A 17877-nucleotide genomic window follows, 5' to 3' on the forward strand; every position below is an offset into this window, starting at 1 on the left:
ACATCTTTCTGAACAAAGGAAATTTCCAGAGCTTAATTAGAGGGATAATAGCTGGTTATGAAGTTATGAAGTTATGGGAGGTTGCCAAGTTGCTGTATCTGTTGGCAATTCTACTGCGATGGGGTAGTCTGTTTTAATAAAAAATAATAAGTCGCTGCACACATATGGTCATGAGTAAGGTATTTGGCGTTCTGTTTCTCCTCACGTTCGCCATGGGTATTCACGCTGCTGAAAACCCTAATTTCAGCTTTACATCGGCTGAATTAAACCAAGAACTAACGCAAAAAACCGTACGCCAAATTTACCAGGACAGTACTGGGTATCTGTGGATCGTGACGCAAGAAGGCCTCAGTCGATACGATGGTTACCAACTCATTAGCTTTGTGCATGACCCTAGGCAACCGAAATCCCTCAGTTCAGATAATGTACGCGCAATCTTAGAAGATGAGCAGCAAAGACTATGGATTGCCACTGATGGCGGGGGGCTGAATCTTTTTGATTCTGCCAAACAGACCTTCACCATTTGGCAAGATACTGAAGGTTCTGATTCGTCACCATTATCAAATAGACAGCAATCTCTTTATCACGACGCAGAAAATTATATCTGGATAGGTTATCGCAACGGTAACTTTAGTCGCTTTAACCCCCAAGATATGACATTTGAACATTTTGACACCCGTGCTCTGTTGCCTGAATTAGACAAAGATGCCGCGGTCACGTCGCTAGTAGAAGATGGTAACTGCATTTGGTTGGCCACCGACGGCAATGGCCTGCTCAAACTAGACAAAAAGACCAGAACCCTAACGCGTGTTCATACAGGCTCAAGCGACCCGTTGTTCAGCGACAAATTAACGCAGGTTTTCATCGATGTTCAGCAGCGCCTGTGGATAGCCAGTCACGATGCTGGGGTGAGCATGTTGGACCCTCAGCGCACACAATTTACAACATGGCAGCACGAAAACGAGCAGGCAAGTAGCCTTGCGGCAAATTTAGTACACAGTATTTATCAGGATAAGCGTCAGCGAGTGTGGCTGGGCACAGAGTCTGGTGCAAGCTTGTGGAATGGGCGTGACAAATTTACTACCTACACCACCGAAAACGGACTGAACGACAATAAGGTTCTGTCGATATTGCAAGACCCTTCAGGATTAATGTGGTTTGGAACGTTCAACGGAATCAGCAAAAATATAGAAGTTCCCTTTGAACATATTACCAAAGGCTTAGCCAACAATGTGGTACTGGGATTTGCTGAGACGCAGTCATCAAAAGGCGAGCGCGCCATTTGGGTGGCGACTTATGGTGGTTTAACACGGTTAAATGCCCAGGGTGAAGTACAAGAAGTTATCAATAAAGACAGTACGCCAGCGTTACTTGATGCCAGAGTGATGACAGTGCGTGGTGATAACAACATGCTGTGGTTTGGTACCCGAGGTGGAGGGCTAGGACGCCTCAATGTCGATACTCAGAAAATCGATTACTATATGCACGACCCTCAAAACAAGAAAAGCCTGAGTTTCAATGGTGTTACCAGTGTTTTTCCAGACAGCGCGGGCAATATTTGGGTCGGGACGTTTGGCGGCGGGCTTAATTACTTAGCGGCGGGCAGTTCAGAATTCGTGCACTATCGCTACGACGAAAATAACCCTCGCAGCCTGAACAGCGATCGTGTTCTTGCCATTTATCAACTTTTGGACGGAACCATAGTCGTCGGCACCGTAGCTGGCATAAATATGCTTGATCCGATCTCGCTGAATTTTGACCATATCGAGCACCAACCGGACGATTTCGATAGTTTATCTGCACCTATGGCGTGGGCTTTTTACCAGGATTCAAAAGCACAACTTTGGGTCGGAACTCAAGGCGGCGGCTTAAACAAGTGGTCGGCGAGTGATATCGCTCAGTTGCGAAACCACTTTACCCGTTTTGACGGTTTTAGTGGATTACCAAGTAGTCATATTTACGCCATTTTGAATGATAAAAATGACAACTTGTGGTTGAGCAGCACGGCGGGTTTAACGCGGTTGAACCCAGAAAGTGGCAAGGTTCGCCATTTCGACACCTCACAAGGGCTCAAAAATAGCGAGTTTAATTTCGGCGCAGGATTTAAAGACAGCCAAGGCGTAATGTACTTTGGCGGTAATGAAGGCGTAGTGCGTTTTCACCCTGATGATATAAAAGACAACGATGTTGTGCCGCCTGTGGTATTGGTGCGCATTAAAAAGCTCAATGAACAAGTCTGGTTCGATGTGCCTTACCAGCGTCTTCAGAATTTGGAGTTAGACTACACTGACTATTTCATTTCATTCGAATTTGCCGCTTTAGATTACAACGCGCCTGGCCTAAACCAATATAGATACAAGTTAGAGGGCCTCGATCCTAGTTGGATTGAGCTTGAGCACAGGCGCTTGGCGACCTTTACCAATTTGCCCCCAGGTGAATACGTTTTAAAAGTACAGGCGAGCAACAACCAAGGCTTGTGGAATACCCAAGGGGTTGAACTGCCCATATCCGTTTTACCTCCCCCGTGGAAAACACTATGGGCTTATAGTGTGTATTGCTTAATAGCGTTGATGATTATTCTTAATGTTATCTGGCGCTATCGTAGAAAACGCCAGATGGAAATACAGCAACTCATAGAGCTAGAAGAAAAAGTTGCCGAGCGCACCAAAGAATTGAGTCATGCAAATACCCAGCTTGAGCAAGCAGTAATTGAAACTGAAAAAGCTCGCAGACTCGCTGAACAAGCCAGTAAAGAGAAGAGTGACTTTTTAGCCATCATGAGTCACGAAATACGTACACCCATGAATGGGGTATTAGGCATGACCGAGGTCTTGTTGAGCTCAGATTTAAAACCTAAGCAGCAACACTTTGCTCAATTGGTGTACCGCTCTGGCAGATTATTATTAGATTTACTTAATAACATTTTGGACTTTTCAAAGTTAGAGGCAGGTAAAGCCACGTTGGAATCAGTGCCAATTGACTTAGAAGCCCTAATAGAGGAAGTGTGCGACTTATTTAGTGAGGCCGCGTACAACAAAGGCCTCAATATTAACGCCATTTTATCTCCTGAGCCATTGCCACAAGTTTACGGGGATCCTGCGCGCTTGCGCCAGATCATCGCCAATTTAACCAGTAACGCGATTAAGTTTACCGAAAGGGGCGAAGTCAATGTCAGTGTTAGGCGAGTGGCCTGCCATGATACCGAACATGAAGAGAGCGATAACGAGCACAGTGGATTTGTCTTTTGTGTGCAGGATACCGGCATTGGCATGGCGCCTGATCGTCAGCAAAAAGTTTTTGAAATGTTCACGCAAGCAGATGCGTCTACCACGCGTAAGTATGGGGGAACAGGCCTAGGTTTGGCCATCTGTAAGCAACTTACTGCACTTATGGGAGGGCAAATAGGCGTTCAATCCAATATAGGTGAAGGCAGTCGCTTCAGTGTTGCAATTGATTTGCCGCTTACTGGCACCTCGCTAAACCAACCTACACCGATAATAGCGTGCCCGACTGTGTATTTGGTTAATTTAAACAGTGGGTTGGGGCATGCGATAGAAACCATGTTAACTAAATTAGATATTAACTTGGTACATGTGCAACGGGTTAAATCTGAACTTGCCTCCGCCAAGCAGGGCTTATGGATCAGCCAAAGTGAATACCAGTCGTCTATCCAAGAAGCGGGTATACCTTTGAATAATTGGATTTGCTTAGTACCCACTTCCCAGTGGCAGGAGAACGACGAGCGCAACGTTTTGCCCCTTCCGGTGCATTTTAGAGGCTTGCATAAGAGTTTAAATAGAGCGCTGGGCATTGAGAACATCCCGTCAAGTCGAGCTGATGAAGGGCATCGTAATCATCAGCATTTTTCCGCTAATATTTTAGTGGCAGAAGACAGTTTGACCAATCAAGAAGTCGCTAAAAGTATGCTAGGGCTATTGGGCTGTGAAGCCTGGTTAGCTGACAATGGCGCAGAAGCAGTAGAGCAAGTGAAGTTGCAACAACCTGATTTGGTGTTGATGGATTGCCAAATGCCGGTGATGGACGGTTACGCTGCGACTAGGGCTATTCGCCAGGACTGGCCAGATATTCCTATTATCGCGCTGACTGCAGGCATGGGGGACAACCTTAAGCAACAGTGCTTGGACTCAGGCATGAACGATGTCATGCCGAAACCGTATTCGTTACAAGAATTAGAGCAAACCCTATCGCGCTTCTTGGTATCGCCTACTGCTAAAAAAGGGCTAACCCCGAATGAAGACTCACCTCGCGAAGCACAAAAAGAAACCGATGATACCCAAGCGCAGCTGACGCTTTTGGATATGTCGACAGTGGATACCTTACTCAATATCTCTCGAGATACAGGTAATCCCGTATTTGCGAAAGTACTTGATGCATTTACCCAAGAGGCTGAAAAACTGGTCAAGCAGTTAACGCACGTATCGCAAGCGACGCCGATAGATTTAGCCGCTACTGGGGAAATTGCCCATGCCCTTAAATCGATGTCAGGTAACTCTGGCGCAAAAGCCTTATACGAATTGTGTAGGGAGTTAGAGGAGAAAGTAAAGAATAATGAAGTACAGGAAGTGCTTTCGTTAGCTGAGCGTATTCAAGCTACCTTTATCATCAGCTGCGAAAAATTGGAGACGTTTAGACATGTCGATTGAAGGAAAAGTTAAGATTTTAGTCAGTGACGATGATCTCACGGCACGGATCTTAATGAAGGAAACACTCGCCAGTGACAGCATAGAAGTGCTGGAAGCCGAAAATGGTGAGCGCGCGATAGAGCAATTCGAACAACATAACCCTGCCTTGCTGTTACTCGATGTTTCCATGCCTAAAATGAACGGTTTTGAAGTCTGTGATTACATTCGTAAGCATAAAAATGGTAAGCATATTCCCATCATTATGGTGACGGGCTCAGATGATATTGATTCAATCCATAAATCTTATGCAGTGGGCGCCACAGACTTTATAGCAAAACCGATTAAATGGCCCATTTTAGGAGAGCGAGTTAAGTATATTTTACGAGCGAGTCAAGCGTTCGCAGACTTAGTCACTCAGCAACAAGAACTCCATCAGTTAGCGTTTTATGACTCTTTGACCGGTTTACCGAATCGTCAATATTTGATGCAAGATTTAAAACGCTTTTTAGCTATGGCTAAGCGCAACGATTATCAAGCCGCTATGTTGTTCATCGATTTAGACCGATTTAAACGCATCAACGACACTATGGGTCACAGTTACGGTGACAAGCTGTTACGCAAGGTCGCACATCGCTTACAAGCCAATTTACGGGACAGTGATACCTTTGCGCGCGTCTCCACTGAGCAAACCATTGAAGCCCCTCAATTATCTAGCTTTGGCGGTGACGAATTTACTATTTTTCTTAGTCGCTTAAATGATCCAAACGAAGCGATGCTGGTGGCGGAGCGCGTTATTCGCAGTTTCAGCACACCGTTTCAGTTAGAGCAATACGAAGTGGTGGTTACGCCCAGCATTGGTATTTCCATGTTTCCCAATGACGGCGAAGATGCCGAAATGCTGCTGAAAAATGCCGATACCGCCATGTACTTTGCTAAGCAGTCTGGTCGCTGTTGTTATAAGTTTTATCAAGACTCCATGAATTCCAAAGCTGCGGCGCGTTTGCAACTTGAACAAGACCTGCGCCAAGCGCTAAAAAGTAACGAAATCGTACCCTTTTATCAGCCGCAAGTGTGTGCCAAAAGCGGGCGCATTGTCGGGGTAGAGGCGCTTGTTCGTTGGTTACCATTAAAGGGGGGGATTATTCCGCCAGATGAGTTTATTCCTATTGCTGAGGAAACAGGGCTTATCAATGAACTGGGCAGATTAGTGCTTGAGCAGGGTTGTTATCAAGCCAAGCAGTGGCTAGATTCAGGTCATTCAGTGCGCATGGCCATCAACGTGTCTGCGCATCAATTTAGGCAGCACGATTTTACTCAAACAGTGGCGCAGGTTTTAGAGCAGAGTCAGCTTCCGCCTTCATTATTGGAATTGGAGTTGACAGAATCGGTGATCATGAGTGATGCCGAGGAAAACATTGCCCGATTGGTTGAGCTTAAATCCCTTGGAGTTTCTCTCGCTGTAGACGACTTCGGAACAGGATATTCGTCGTTAAGTTACCTCAAGCGTTTTCCGATCGATATTCTAAAAATTGATCGCTCTTTTATGTGTGATGTGAATTCCGCCCCAGATGATGTCGCTATAGTCGAGGCCATTTTAGCCTTGGCTGAGAGCTTAAAGCTCGGGGTTATCGCCGAAGGGATTGAGTACACGAGCCAAATTGCCATTCTTAAAAGTAGCAACGAATTACTGCTACAGGGGTATCTATTTTCACGGCCTGTGGCGGCAGAATATATTGGGCCACTGCTCAGCCAAAACTTTACGCATCTGATGGCAGAATTATGATTAAAATGTCTCCTGCCTTTGCCCATTTAGCGGACGAATTTGAGCGTATTCTATTGTATGTGGATAAGCCGAATACAGCCCACATTAGAGAGCTGGAAAAACACACCGCCAACAGTGAATTTATGTTTGATGTTGCGCCCCTGAGCCAAGCGGTGAATGCGATTAAGGGTTCTCAACAGGCACCCTTGCTAGTTGCGTGCGATAGTGAAGAACATGCAATCGCATTAACCGACAAATACGAGCTGCTTGAACAACAAGTCTATTGGTTGACTGGCGACACATCTGCCTTGCGAGATAACCAACCCATTCCTGGGCATAAATTCGTAGATTGGCGAGCAAGCGGTGTATTAGCCATGATGCTCTCATTATTGAGGCAGCAGTCCAGTATTAGCCAAGATAAGGTGTATGTTGAACATAAATTGAATTTGTTGTCAGATTGTTTGGGGGACCTGTCGCTAACCTTGAATGCCAAGGGGGAAATCAAAGACATCAACCCTGAGTTACTGTCGATGCTGGGAACCAAAGGACTATCAGCCATAGGGCAAAACTGGCTTAGCAGTTTACATATCCCCTCTAGTACTGCGAAAAAGCGCATGCAGCATATATTGTCTGACTTAGGGCTTACGCACTCCATGACGCGTTTACCGCCTTTTCCCATTCAGTTAGATAAAACGGTATTGATGGTTGATGGATTTGTAGGGCCGCTACCTGATAACGAAACGCTACTCATTTTACGCCAAGTAGCGCAGTGGCAAAGCCAAGAATGGGTTGCTCAGCTCAGTGAGCAGAGTACCCCAGTGACCTTGTTGTTGATTAACCCTGATGAATTTGCCCAGCTTAACCGCACACACGGTCGTGACGTGGGTGATCAGGTGCTTAAAGAGGTAATGCAATGTATCTCGGTAGTATTAAGAGGCAATGATTTTGCCAGCCGTTACAGTGGGGCAGTGTTTGCCGCGCATTTACCAGAAACAAACGAGAAACAGGGCCAGATCCTCGCCACCCGTATGCTTCAAACGCTGCGCTCTACGTCATTCACAAGTAAAAAGCTGAAACTGGAATTTAGTTTAGGCCTTGCTTCACTTGATTCAGAAGAACAACTAGGTGAGCAATCACCGCTTGAATTGTTTCGCCGAGCGAATGCTGCGCTGCAAGCGGCGCGTAGCATAGGGGGCGGCAAGCTTGTGAGTTGGCAGCCTCAATTTGATGCGAATATTTTGGCTAATCTTGACCGCATGAGCGGCAAATTTTCACAAGCACCCAATGACGATTTCAGATTGATGAACTTGCAATGGGATATTATTCATCTTATCGGTAGTACTCATTCCTTACAGGCTTTCTCTACCCAAGTGTGCCAATTGCTAGCCGGAGGTTTACAAAGCAAATTTGCAGGCTTGTACACGCAGCAAGGCGATGCATTATCGTGTTTGGCCAGTAGCACAACCATTGCAGACATTGAGGTTAAGCGTATACACCAATGGGTTAATCGCAACGTAACGAGCACCTCTTCAGGCACACGATTAGCGCAACCAATCACTGAATTATCTGATTTTCACTGTACGATTATTCCATTAGAAACCAGAGACCAATGCTTAGGATTTTTAGTGGTGTGCTGGTCGCCCCAAGGGAAGGACAACGCACAAAAATGCGCTGAGCAGTTAGAACAAGTGACTCCTAACTTGGCGGCTGCTATTGACCGTATTATGCTACTTGAGCAAGATCAAAATCGCCGCTCTGTAGCAGGTAAAGAACCATCCCCAGAGCACGAATTGCTGTTTGAATCAGCAGCAATGCGTACCCTAATGCAACAAGTACAACTCGTCGCTCCCACTGACGCGTCCGTACTAATCATCGGGGAGTCTGGAACAGGCAAAGAGGTGATTGCACAGCAGTTGCACAATCACAGCCTGCACCCTGATAAGCCGTTTATCACGGTAGATTGCTCAACCATAGTTGAGCACTTAATTGAAAGTGAGCTGTTTGGTCACAGAAAAGGTGCCTTCACTGGGGCGACAACTGACCAACCTGGCAAGATTGCCCAAGCGGATGGCGGTACCCTTTTCTTGGACGAAGTGGGTGAGCTACCTCTGGACATTCAATCAAAATTACTGCGTTTTGTTCAGGAAAAAACCTTTGTTGCGGTAGGTGACCAACGCATTAGAAAGGTTGATGTGCGCTTAGTATTGGCCACAAATCGCAATTTGCCAGACGAAGTAGCGCAAGGGCGCTTTAGAGCAGACCTTTATTATCGTATTAATGTATTTACCCTTAACTTGCCAACACTAAACGACAGAGGGGATGATCCTCTGCTCTTGTGTCGACATTTTTTGCGGAAATTCAGCCAACAATACAATAAAGATATTTTGGATTTCTCTGCTGCTGCAATAGATAAGCTTAATGCATATACATGGCCAGGCAACGTGCGAGAGTTACGTAATTGTATGATGCGTGCTGTCATACTTTGCGCCGGTGATTACGTTGAGGCTGAGCATTTAATTTTGCAGGAACAGGGTGACGACGTCTCGTTAAAAAGCAGTGCTAGTTCACCTGCGCAGATGCCAGATTTACTCACAGCGGGGACTAAACCTAATAGGGTAAAATTAGAGCGGGTTTCGGCGCTCCTGACGCAAGCAATTGCCATTGCATGTCAACAAAATCAGCTGTTCTCAATCAGTGGTTGGTTGGAAAAGCAGTGGTTAAATCAATGCGTGGTGAAGTGGGGCAGTCTTTATCAGGTCGCTTTGCAGCTTGAACAATCAGAATCTACCATCAGGCGGCGCTATGCCAAGCTGAACAAACAGGATTTTGCTCATCTCGATCTCGCTGAGTTAACTCTGCAGTGCAGTCGAGTTTTTACCGAGATACTTGAACATAAGCCACACAGTGCATCGTGGCCAGCAATTGAATCTTCACTGCAGCAATTGGTGTTACAGCAAGATTTGAGTCAACAACACAAAGCTAAACTGCTAGACGTCACTCAGCCCACGTTACGCAAAATCATTCAGCAAATCCAAACGGCTGTGTGATCTTAAGTGAAGTGATCTGAAATGGAAGCGAAGTGCAACCATGGCATACCTATGGGCATTGCGCTTTTATAACAAAGCGCTCGCACATGCTCATCGGTCACGTGCATATAGTATGGCTAGGCGCCGTGAACTTACTACATCAGGCCTTTCAAATAATTCTCGGCGTGAAATTTGCTAAGCACTTCTTATTGAAAACCAGCTAACGAATAACAGACAGCCACGTAGAGTTGCTTAGGGGATCGTATTCTGACATTCGTTAGTCGCTACACGCTATTTAGTGCGTGCCAGCACCCCGTCGATGTTCATTCTATGCTCGGTCAATACACACAATACCTACTTAACATCCTTAAATGGAATGCCGAGTGTATCTGCTTGGCTACACGCTCAAGAGGAGTGAAAAGCATGATCAGCCTGCGGGAGATCAAATTTTTAGTTAGCGGCTGCTTAAGTGCGTTTGCTGCGATTTTGTTGTTTACGGCTGTGACTACAGCAGCTCAGGCAGCGCAAAGCTCTAGCGAGGCGTCGACAGCAAGATTAACTGCCCAACTAATCGACGGTGAAAGTTTGTCTGCTTATAAAGCCATTGCTGTGAAAGGTCAGGGGCCTGAAGGTGGCACAGTCGATGTTAAACTGCTCAAAAACGGTACGACCGTTACTATGGCCAGAGCGCAAATAACCTCCCAAGGTCAGTGGCAAGTATCACTAGCTCAGCAACCTCCTGGGGGGCCTTATCAGTTTCTTATTAGCGACGGTGAGCAGACCCATTATTTGCATGACATATACGTGGGTAATGCTGAGCCTAATATGCGAAATCCAAAGGGGGACATTATTCTCTCCACTCGCTTAAACGATGATATGTTGCTTCAACCCGGTGAAAAAATTAGCGTTGGTGGCCTTGCCGAGCCAGGGCGAACCGTTGATATAAAGCTGATTAAGGAGCAAGAGACCTACACGATGGCTAGAGTGCAAGCAGGCAGTACTGGTCTGTGGCATGTGACTATGCCGGGGCAGAAAGCTGGCGGCCCATTTAAGTTGACTGTTACTGATAGCACACACTTTAAGACAGTAAATGGTATTATTATTGGTCATGCAGATGTAAAGAAAGCCACTCCTGTTAAGCCAGACGTTGCCGTGGCCAAGGCAAGTGCGAAAAACAAAGCTATTTCAAGAGCTATTCCAAAAGCTATGATAGATAAAGAGCCAACTCAGGCGATTGAAAATGTGTCGCTAGCCAATGCAAGTCCCAAACGGGCACCCACTGCAACCGTGCCAGATGTGGCATTAGTGAAAGAACCCAAGCGCCCAGTAGAGCCAATTCAATCAGTAGAAAGGGGTAAAGAAAAAGCCCAACCTGCTTCACCTTCAACCTCACGTTCAACTCCGCCTTCAACTTCACCTGTGAAAAGTGAATGGCTGCAACCTCAGTTTGATGATTCCCAGTGGCCGCTCATGAATCTAGCGTCTATGGAAGGGGCTGCTAAAGGTGAAACCCTTATTGCGCGAAAGCACGTGCACTTCGCGATTGACCCTGAAGTGGTGAGCTTAAGTGTTGGAAAGGCAAATCAAATCAAGCAAATTTACATCAATGGGCAGGCCTTAAATAACCAAGATTGGCAATACAACCCACTGAAGATTGCCGTGCCCAGTGAGCTATTTCGCTCAGGCGACAATGTCATCGCCTTGGTGTCACACCAACAATGGGACAACACTCAGTTTATTGGAAAATCTGCTCGCTTTAACCTCAGTATTGACCAATTCAACCTAGAACTATCAAGCAACTGGAGCATATTTCAAGCGGGTGAATAAACTGAGTTATACCTCAACTAAAGTGCCATTTTGATCATCGCAGGAAGACATCGTCGGCGCTTATGGCTCAATTCCCCTTTGGTTGTGTTTCGCCTCAAACAACACTTCTAATTCCTCAAGCTCTTACGAGAGCAAGAGATGCATCACCGATACTTGAGCTTTATCAAGTTTTCATTGAAAGTCTTTCTCTTTGTAGCGGGTTTTTCAATTTAGCAATGAAAGATAGTATTTCATCACTGACTTAGGCGGGCCTGTTGCGACAATTTGAAGTGACAGACGCTGCCTTTAAAACCAATGAAATAATTGAATATAAAGGACATGCCCATGCTCACTTTGATCGTAAAATTTGAAGTAAAGCCCGAACAACTTGAAACGTTCAAACAGGTTTTAAACGACAATAAACTAGGTTCAGTGAATGAACCGGGTATGCTGGAAATGCGCTTCTTCGAGGGCAAGGATTCACCAACGACTATTTTCGCCTATGAGCGTTGGGCAAGTGCTGAAGCGCACCAAGCGCATGTGAATCAGCCATACGCCAAAACCTTATTGCAACTAGCTGAAACGGCTCTGGCTTCTCCTCTTGAGGTAATGAACCTAAAGGATACCGCAGCAGCTCCGTTGCATGAAAACAACCCCAAGCAAGTGCAACCACAAGATGAGGTATTCAGTATTTTCTTCATCTTTAAAATTAAACAAGAGTTTCGCGCTCAATTGCTACAGCAATTCACGTCGCATGTTCAGTGCACCCGAAGCGAAGAGCCGGGTAATCTTGTGTTTGACTTATACACCGTCGAAGGGCAAGACGATACGCTGGTAATTTATGAGCATTGGCGCACTGAGTCTGACCTGTGGGACATTCATTTTCATCAGCCCTATGCCATTGAAACGGGCAAAGTGTTAGAGCAAGCAATAGTGGGCGACATGAAACAGTACATGAACTTCGTCAACGAGTTTTAAGTCAACTGCTATAGACGTAAATCTCTGACAAATTTGCAAAATTGTGTGTGACTTCCTATTGGCCATAGCCGAGTTATTTAACTCTCTATGGTCTTTTTTGTGCTTGATTTTTATACCATGAAAATTGGACTAGGCCTTCGGGCTCTGATATAAAAAGCTTACGGATCAGTGAGCTAGGTACCTGCGATGGGTAGGCTAGGGATCATGCAAAGCCGATTATTTAAATAGGGATATTATGCACTTACAAACGCGAATTGTGGTTGCCTTGGTATTTTTGGGCATATTGAATGCCCACGCCCAAGATGCTTCACCAAGTCAACAATCAAGCGAGTCTCAGGTTTTAACCGAACAGGCTCAACAAGAGCTAGATCAACAAGCGCTAACACCCCAAGAAATAGAACAACGAGAATATGTAAAGTGGGCCAATGAGTTATGGGACTCTATGGAGCCGCAAACAGGTAATATATCGTTACCTGGCGATGTCGCAGAGCTAAACGTGCCAGATGAGTTTTATTTTTTAAACGCCGCTGATTCACGTAGAGTATTAGAAGACATATGGGGAAATCCACCAGGCAGTGCTGAGACCATGTTAGGGATGCTTTTTCCGGCAGGCGCGACTCCGTTTGAAACCAGCTCTTGGGGGGTCACTGTTGAATATGAGCAAGACGGCTATGTTACCGACGACGATGCCGACGACATCAATTACGATGACTTGCTGACTCAAATGAAAGAAGATACCTCACTCAACAGTGAAGAGCGCGTTGCACAAGGTTACGACGCTATATCATCGGTAGGCTGGGCTGCGAAGCCCTACTACGATAAAGCGTCGAATAAGTTGCACTGGGCAAAAGAGATTAAATTTGGTGATGCGCCGGTTAATACGCTTAATTACAATATTCGGGTATTAGGCCGAAAGGGAGTTCTAGTACTGAATTTTATTGCGGGCATGGATCAATTACCGCTGATTAATCAAAACCTGAATAGTGTGCTGGCTATCGCTGACTTTAAAGAGGGGTCGAAATACGCTGACTTTAACCCAGATATAGACGATGTAGCAGCATATGGGATTGGTGCGCTGGTTGCTGGCAAAGTGCTTGCGAAAACGGGGCTAATTGCAGCAGCATTGATATTTTTGAAAAAGTTTGGAGTGATCATCGTTCTGGCGATAGGCGCTTTTGCTCGAAAACTTTACAAGGGTAGAAAAACCAAGGCCCCAGACAGCAGTGGAACATGAACTGCCAATATTGCTAATAGAAGAGCAACAAACAAAAACGCTGCCATTTGGCAGCGTTTTTCGTTTATACCTTTGTGGGTAAAAAATCTTGGTAAATTCTCTACGAAAAAGACAAACGATATTCGGTCACAGAATAATGTTCTTCATTGGCCTTAAGCGTGGCGCTGGGGAAATGACTTTGATTAGGTGAATCTGGGTAGAACTGAGTTTCAAAGCAATATGCTTGTTTACCTTGATACTCTGTTGCGCCTTTTCCAATGGGCTCTGAGCCAACGTAATTTGCGGTGTACAGCTGCATGCCAGGCATAGTGGTCAGAACACTCATAGTACGTCCACTTTTTGGCTCGAAAGCCTTAGCGACCAGCTCTGGCGCATTCATCTTGGCTTGATAAGCATCTAAGCACCAGTTGTGATCAAAGCCATTACCAAGTTTTATCTGCTCATGGCTGGACTGCAATGGGCTCTTAAGTGTCGTCATTTCACGTAAGTCAAACGGCGTGTTATTAACATCAGCCAACTCCCCCGTGGGGATAGCGTGCTCATCGGTTGGAGTGTAATGACTGGCCAAAATTTGTACTTGATGATCTTCAATGGAGCCGCTGTTATGACCCGCTAAGTTAAAATAACTATGTTGGGTGGGATTGAACACCGTGTCTTGCGATGCTTTTGCGCGGTAGGTTATTTTCAAACCCGTTTCACCCAAAGTGTAAGTCACATAGATTTCTAATCGACCGGGAAAGCCTTGATCGCCATCTTCACTGACAAGCGTTAGCATCAAGGAGGCCTCAGCGTCATTATCTAGCGTTTGCGCTTGCCAAACTCGGCGATTAAACCCGTCAAATCCACCGTGTAAGCTGTTACCACCTTGATTCACATCTAACTGATAATTAACATCATTCAACGAGAAGTGGCCTTTGGCGATACGATTCGCGTAGCGCCCAACGAGTGCACCTACGTAAGCTTGGTCAGCGATATAATCTTCCAGAGTATCGAAGCCAAGCACGATATCCACTGGTGCCTGAGACTCACCTGCTAAGGGTGTATCTACTGCGGGCACTAACCAGCGACGAATAATGCCGCCTAAATCAAGAATGTCCACTTGCATCCCAGCGTTGTTACGCAGACTGTACTCAGTGACTTTCTGTCCGTCAGGCAGCGTTCCAAAAAGGCGATGTTTGATCATTTCGTATAACCTAAGGTACTTTGCACTGCGTTTTCCCAGCCTGCGATTAATTTTCTGCGCTGAGAAGATGGCATTTTAGCGTCAAAGCTGTTTTCTACTTCGTTCATACTGGCTAGCTGTTCACATGACTCGTAAATACCCGCTTTAAGCCCGGCAAGGTAAGCCGCCCCTAGGGCCGTGGTTTCCATAATTTTGGGGCGCTCTACTGTGACATCTAAAATGCCAGCCAAGAACTGACATAGCCAATTGTTGCCAACCATACCGCCATCAACGCGAATTTTATCCAGCGATACGCCATCTTCTGCCATGGCATGCAGTAAGTCAGATGTTTGATAACACACTGACTCAAGGGCCGCGCGAACAAAGTGAGCATTAGTGGTACCACGAGTCAGGCCGAATACTGCCCCGCGAGCGTCTGGTGCCCAGTGCGGCGCGCCTAAACCTGCAAAAGCGGGCACCATATACACACCGTGATCGTCATCCAGTGATTTTGCTAAAGCTTCGGTTTCTGATGCACTTTTAATTACCCCTAGACCATCACGCAACCACTGAATGGCAGCGCCAGCGATAAAAATTGAGCCTTCAAGGGCGTAATGGGTTTCACCTTTTATGGTGTAAGCCACGGTCGTAAGAAGTTTGTTTTTAGAGTTAAAGGCTTTGGTACCAGTGTTTAGCATCACAAAGCAACCCGTACCATAGGTGCTCTTAATCGCGCCTTCATTGAAGCAACATTGACCTATGCTGGCGGCCTGTTGGTCGCCTGCAACACCTAGGATCGGCAAAGAAAAACCGAATAAATCTTCGGTAGTATGGCCAAAGTCATCTGCGCATTCTTTGACCTCGGGTAGCACTGATTTAGGGACGTTAAACACTTCTAGTAGTTTCGGATCCCACGCCATGTCATGAATATTGAATAAGTTGGTGCGACTGGCGTTGGTGACATCTGTGGCGTGCATTTGCCCATCTGTTAAACGCCAGATCAAAAAAGAATCAATCGTGCCAAAGGCCAAATCTCCAGCATCAGCCTTTTCACGTGCCCCTTCGACGTTGTCCAAAATCCATGCGACTTTCGAGGCAGAAAAATAAGGGTCGAGCAATAGGCCCGTGCGTGAGTTGACTACGTCGAATAGGCCTTTATCCTGCATTTCTCGACAGGTTTTTGCGGTGCGTCTGTCCTGCCAGACGATGGCATTGTAAATAGCTTGGCCGGTGTTTCTATCCCACACAACGGTGGTTTCGCGCTGGTTCGTTACACCAATGGCAGCAATACGAGCCCCTTTTGCTATTGCTTCTGAAATAGCCTGGCGACATACCACAATAGTGGATGTCCAGATATCTTCTGGATTATGTTCCACCCACCCATCATTTGGGTAATGCTGAGTAAATTCTTGTTGGGCTACGGCAATAATGCTTGAGTCGGGCGCAAAAATAATGGCTCGTGTTGAAGTAGTGCCTTGGTCAATAGCTAATATACAATCTTTGATCCGCATCGCAATTCCGGTCCTTTTACAGGTTAACTTTGTTGAGATTTTCTGTTCTTTTCATCGTCTAGCGCTTTATTGAGAAGAGTTTTTGCTTCTAACAAGAGGCTACGCATTTGGTTCTCAGCGGACTGATGATCACCCGCTAAAATATAATCTAGGATCTCTTGATGATCCTCCACACTTGCACGGTCTACACCTTTGTGGCGGTTGGTAATACGAATACTGAAACGTAGCGCAACCTCAATGGTATGGCGCATATTCCAGAAAAAGCGATTTCCGCTGGCTTCTAAAATGCCAACATGAAAAGCAATATCAGCATCGAGGTGATCGTCTTCTCCCCTTGCTGCTGCTTCCATACGCTCAATGGCTGCTTTCAGGGTTTGACGGTTTTCATCCGTTAAGTTTTGCGCCGCCAACCCTGCAGCTGCAGGCTCAATGGCTAAGCGCATATCGGCGAATTCTGAAATAATCGGCAATGAGCCTTTTCGATCCAGTAGCCAATTCAAAATATCAGGGTCTGACAAGTTCCACTGTGACTCTGGTAACACTATGGTACCGCGTCGAGGACGGGCATCCAGCATGCCTTTTGCGGTCAGCATTTTAACGGCTTCACGCAATACGGTGCGACTTGCATCAAACGATTCGCACAGCGCAGCTTCTGCCATAAGAGGCTCGCCTTGGGGGTACTCACCTAAAGCAATTGCCTTGCCCAACGATTGCACTATGTGACGGGTAAAATTCCCGCTAAACATTCTACTTGCCATTATTTTTTCCGCGTTTCATTGTTATTTTAATTAATGAGCTGACAGTGCCAGTTTCGCCGAGGTGGTGTTATTGCCGCCGAGGCACTGTACATATTGGCTCCGCTATTCCCTTAAACGGTGTGTGATAAATCATTACCGCCCCATTGTTTCTATAGATTTCATCATCCTCACGGGACAGCCCCTCACGTGCGGATGTAATAATTAGATGATCAAGGTCTGGGCCGCCAAAGCTTACGCATGACGGCTGTTGGCAATCAACGGGTAGGGTGAAATCTAATTTTCCTGATGGGGAGTATCGTTTTACACAAGCGCTTCCCCACTGAGCATTCCAAAGGTAACCCTGATTGTCAATGCACGAGCCATCTGGAAATGCGTTACCTGTCGTAGCAAAAAAATTCTCCAATTGACTTGGCGTGCCCTGTATATGCTCAAAATCACTGCGCCACACTTGTTGCTTAGCTGAATCAGCGAAATACATTGTGTTACTGTCGGGGCTGAATGCCAGCCCATTGGCGATGGAAATGCCTTCCAACATAATGCGCGCTTGGCCATTGGTGTCTAGGCGGTAAAGTTTGGCTTGTTGGTCCCTTGGAAGTGTGGAGACATCCACATTGTCATCTTCGATTACTGAGCCGGCCCAAAAACGCCCTTGGCGGTCAACTTTGCCATCATTCATACGTGTGTAAGGTAAATCAGTTTCCACTTTGCTAAGCCATTGGAGCTCTTGTTTAAACGGATTAAAAAATGCAAAACCCGTTTCAAACGCAGCTATGAACCAATCTGGTTCTGGCGTTAAGCCAAAAGAACATAACCTTTCAGGGCAGGGGTATTGAGTAACCTTGTTGTCAAAATCCCAGCGATAGAATTGTTTGCCTAGTATATCTGTCCAAAACGCACATTGTTGTCTGGTGTCCCAAATGACGCCTTCGCCCAATTCGTTTTTCACAGCTAAGCAGCGATATAAGCTCACGTCTTTTGACCGATTTACTTGTTTCAC

10 protein-coding genes are annotated in these 17877 nt (G+C 46.0%); 6 read left to right on the forward strand and 4 right to left on the reverse strand.

What is annotated here, in order from left to right:
• Positions 1–164 precede the first annotated feature (164 nt).
• The 6 genes from GMES_RS18200 (at position 165) to GMES_RS18225 (ending at position 13449) form a co-directional block, all read left to right on the forward strand.
• The gene (locus GMES_RS18200) at positions 165–4664 is read left to right on the forward strand and encodes a hybrid sensor histidine kinase/response regulator (protein WP_006994246.1); all 4500 of its coding nucleotides are present in this window, start codon (positions 165–167) and stop codon (positions 4662–4664) included.
• Positions 4654–6426, forward strand: coding sequence for a two-component system response regulator (locus tag GMES_RS18205; protein WP_006994247.1), 1773 nt, complete (start codon positions 4654–4656; stop codon positions 6424–6426). Before GMES_RS18200 ends, GMES_RS18205 begins: the two co-directional genes overlap by 11 nt.
• Entirely contained in the window at positions 6423–9452 is a 3030-nt protein-coding gene (locus tag GMES_RS18210) for a sigma 54-interacting transcriptional regulator (RefSeq protein ID WP_006994248.1), read from the forward strand. The genes GMES_RS18205 and GMES_RS18210 overlap by 4 nt, the downstream gene beginning before the upstream one ends.
• Positions 9453–9854: 402 nt before the next feature.
• Positions 9855–11258, forward strand: a complete 1404-nt coding sequence (locus tag GMES_RS18215) for a hypothetical protein (RefSeq protein ID WP_006994249.1) — start codon at positions 9855–9857, stop codon at positions 11256–11258.
• Positions 11259–11582: 324 nt separating this feature from the next.
• Positions 11583–12215 carry a putative quinol monooxygenase gene (locus GMES_RS18220; RefSeq protein ID WP_006994250.1) on the forward strand — a complete coding sequence of 211 codons (633 nt, stop codon included), beginning with the start codon at positions 11583–11585 and terminating at the stop codon, positions 12213–12215.
• Between the two features lie 235 nt (positions 12216–12450).
• Positions 12451–13449 (forward strand): DUF2167 domain-containing protein, encoded by a 999-nt coding sequence (locus GMES_RS18225; RefSeq protein WP_006994251.1) that lies wholly within the window; start codon positions 12451–12453, stop codon positions 13447–13449.
• Between the two features lie 100 nt (positions 13450–13549).
• On the opposite strand, the gene GMES_RS18230 is transcribed toward GMES_RS18225, so the two are convergent.
• The 4 genes from GMES_RS18230 to GMES_RS18245 all read right to left on the reverse strand — a co-directional run bounded on the left by GMES_RS18230 (position 13550) and on the right by GMES_RS18245 (position 17877).
• Entirely contained in the window at positions 13550–14632 is a 1083-nt protein-coding gene (locus GMES_RS18230) for an aldose epimerase family protein (protein WP_006994252.1), read from the reverse strand.
• Positions 14629–16122, reverse strand: a complete 1494-nt coding sequence (gene glpK / locus GMES_RS18235) for a glycerol kinase GlpK (RefSeq protein ID WP_006994253.1) — start codon at positions 16120–16122, stop codon at positions 14629–14631. Before glpK ends, GMES_RS18230 begins: the two co-directional genes overlap by 4 nt.
• A gap of 23 nt (positions 16123–16145) precedes the next feature.
• Entirely contained in the window at positions 16146–16880 is a 735-nt protein-coding gene (locus tag GMES_RS18240; RefSeq protein WP_226990339.1) for a FadR/GntR family transcriptional regulator, read from the reverse strand.
• A 67-nt stretch (positions 16881–16947) separates the two neighbouring features.
• Positions 16948–17877, reverse strand: coding sequence for an SMP-30/gluconolactonase/LRE family protein (locus GMES_RS18245; RefSeq protein ID WP_006994255.1), 930 nt, complete (start codon positions 17875–17877; stop codon positions 16948–16950).

This window comes from Paraglaciecola mesophila KMM 241 (assembly GCF_000315015.1).
GTDB lineage: Bacteria > Pseudomonadota > Gammaproteobacteria > Enterobacterales > Alteromonadaceae > Paraglaciecola > Paraglaciecola mesophila.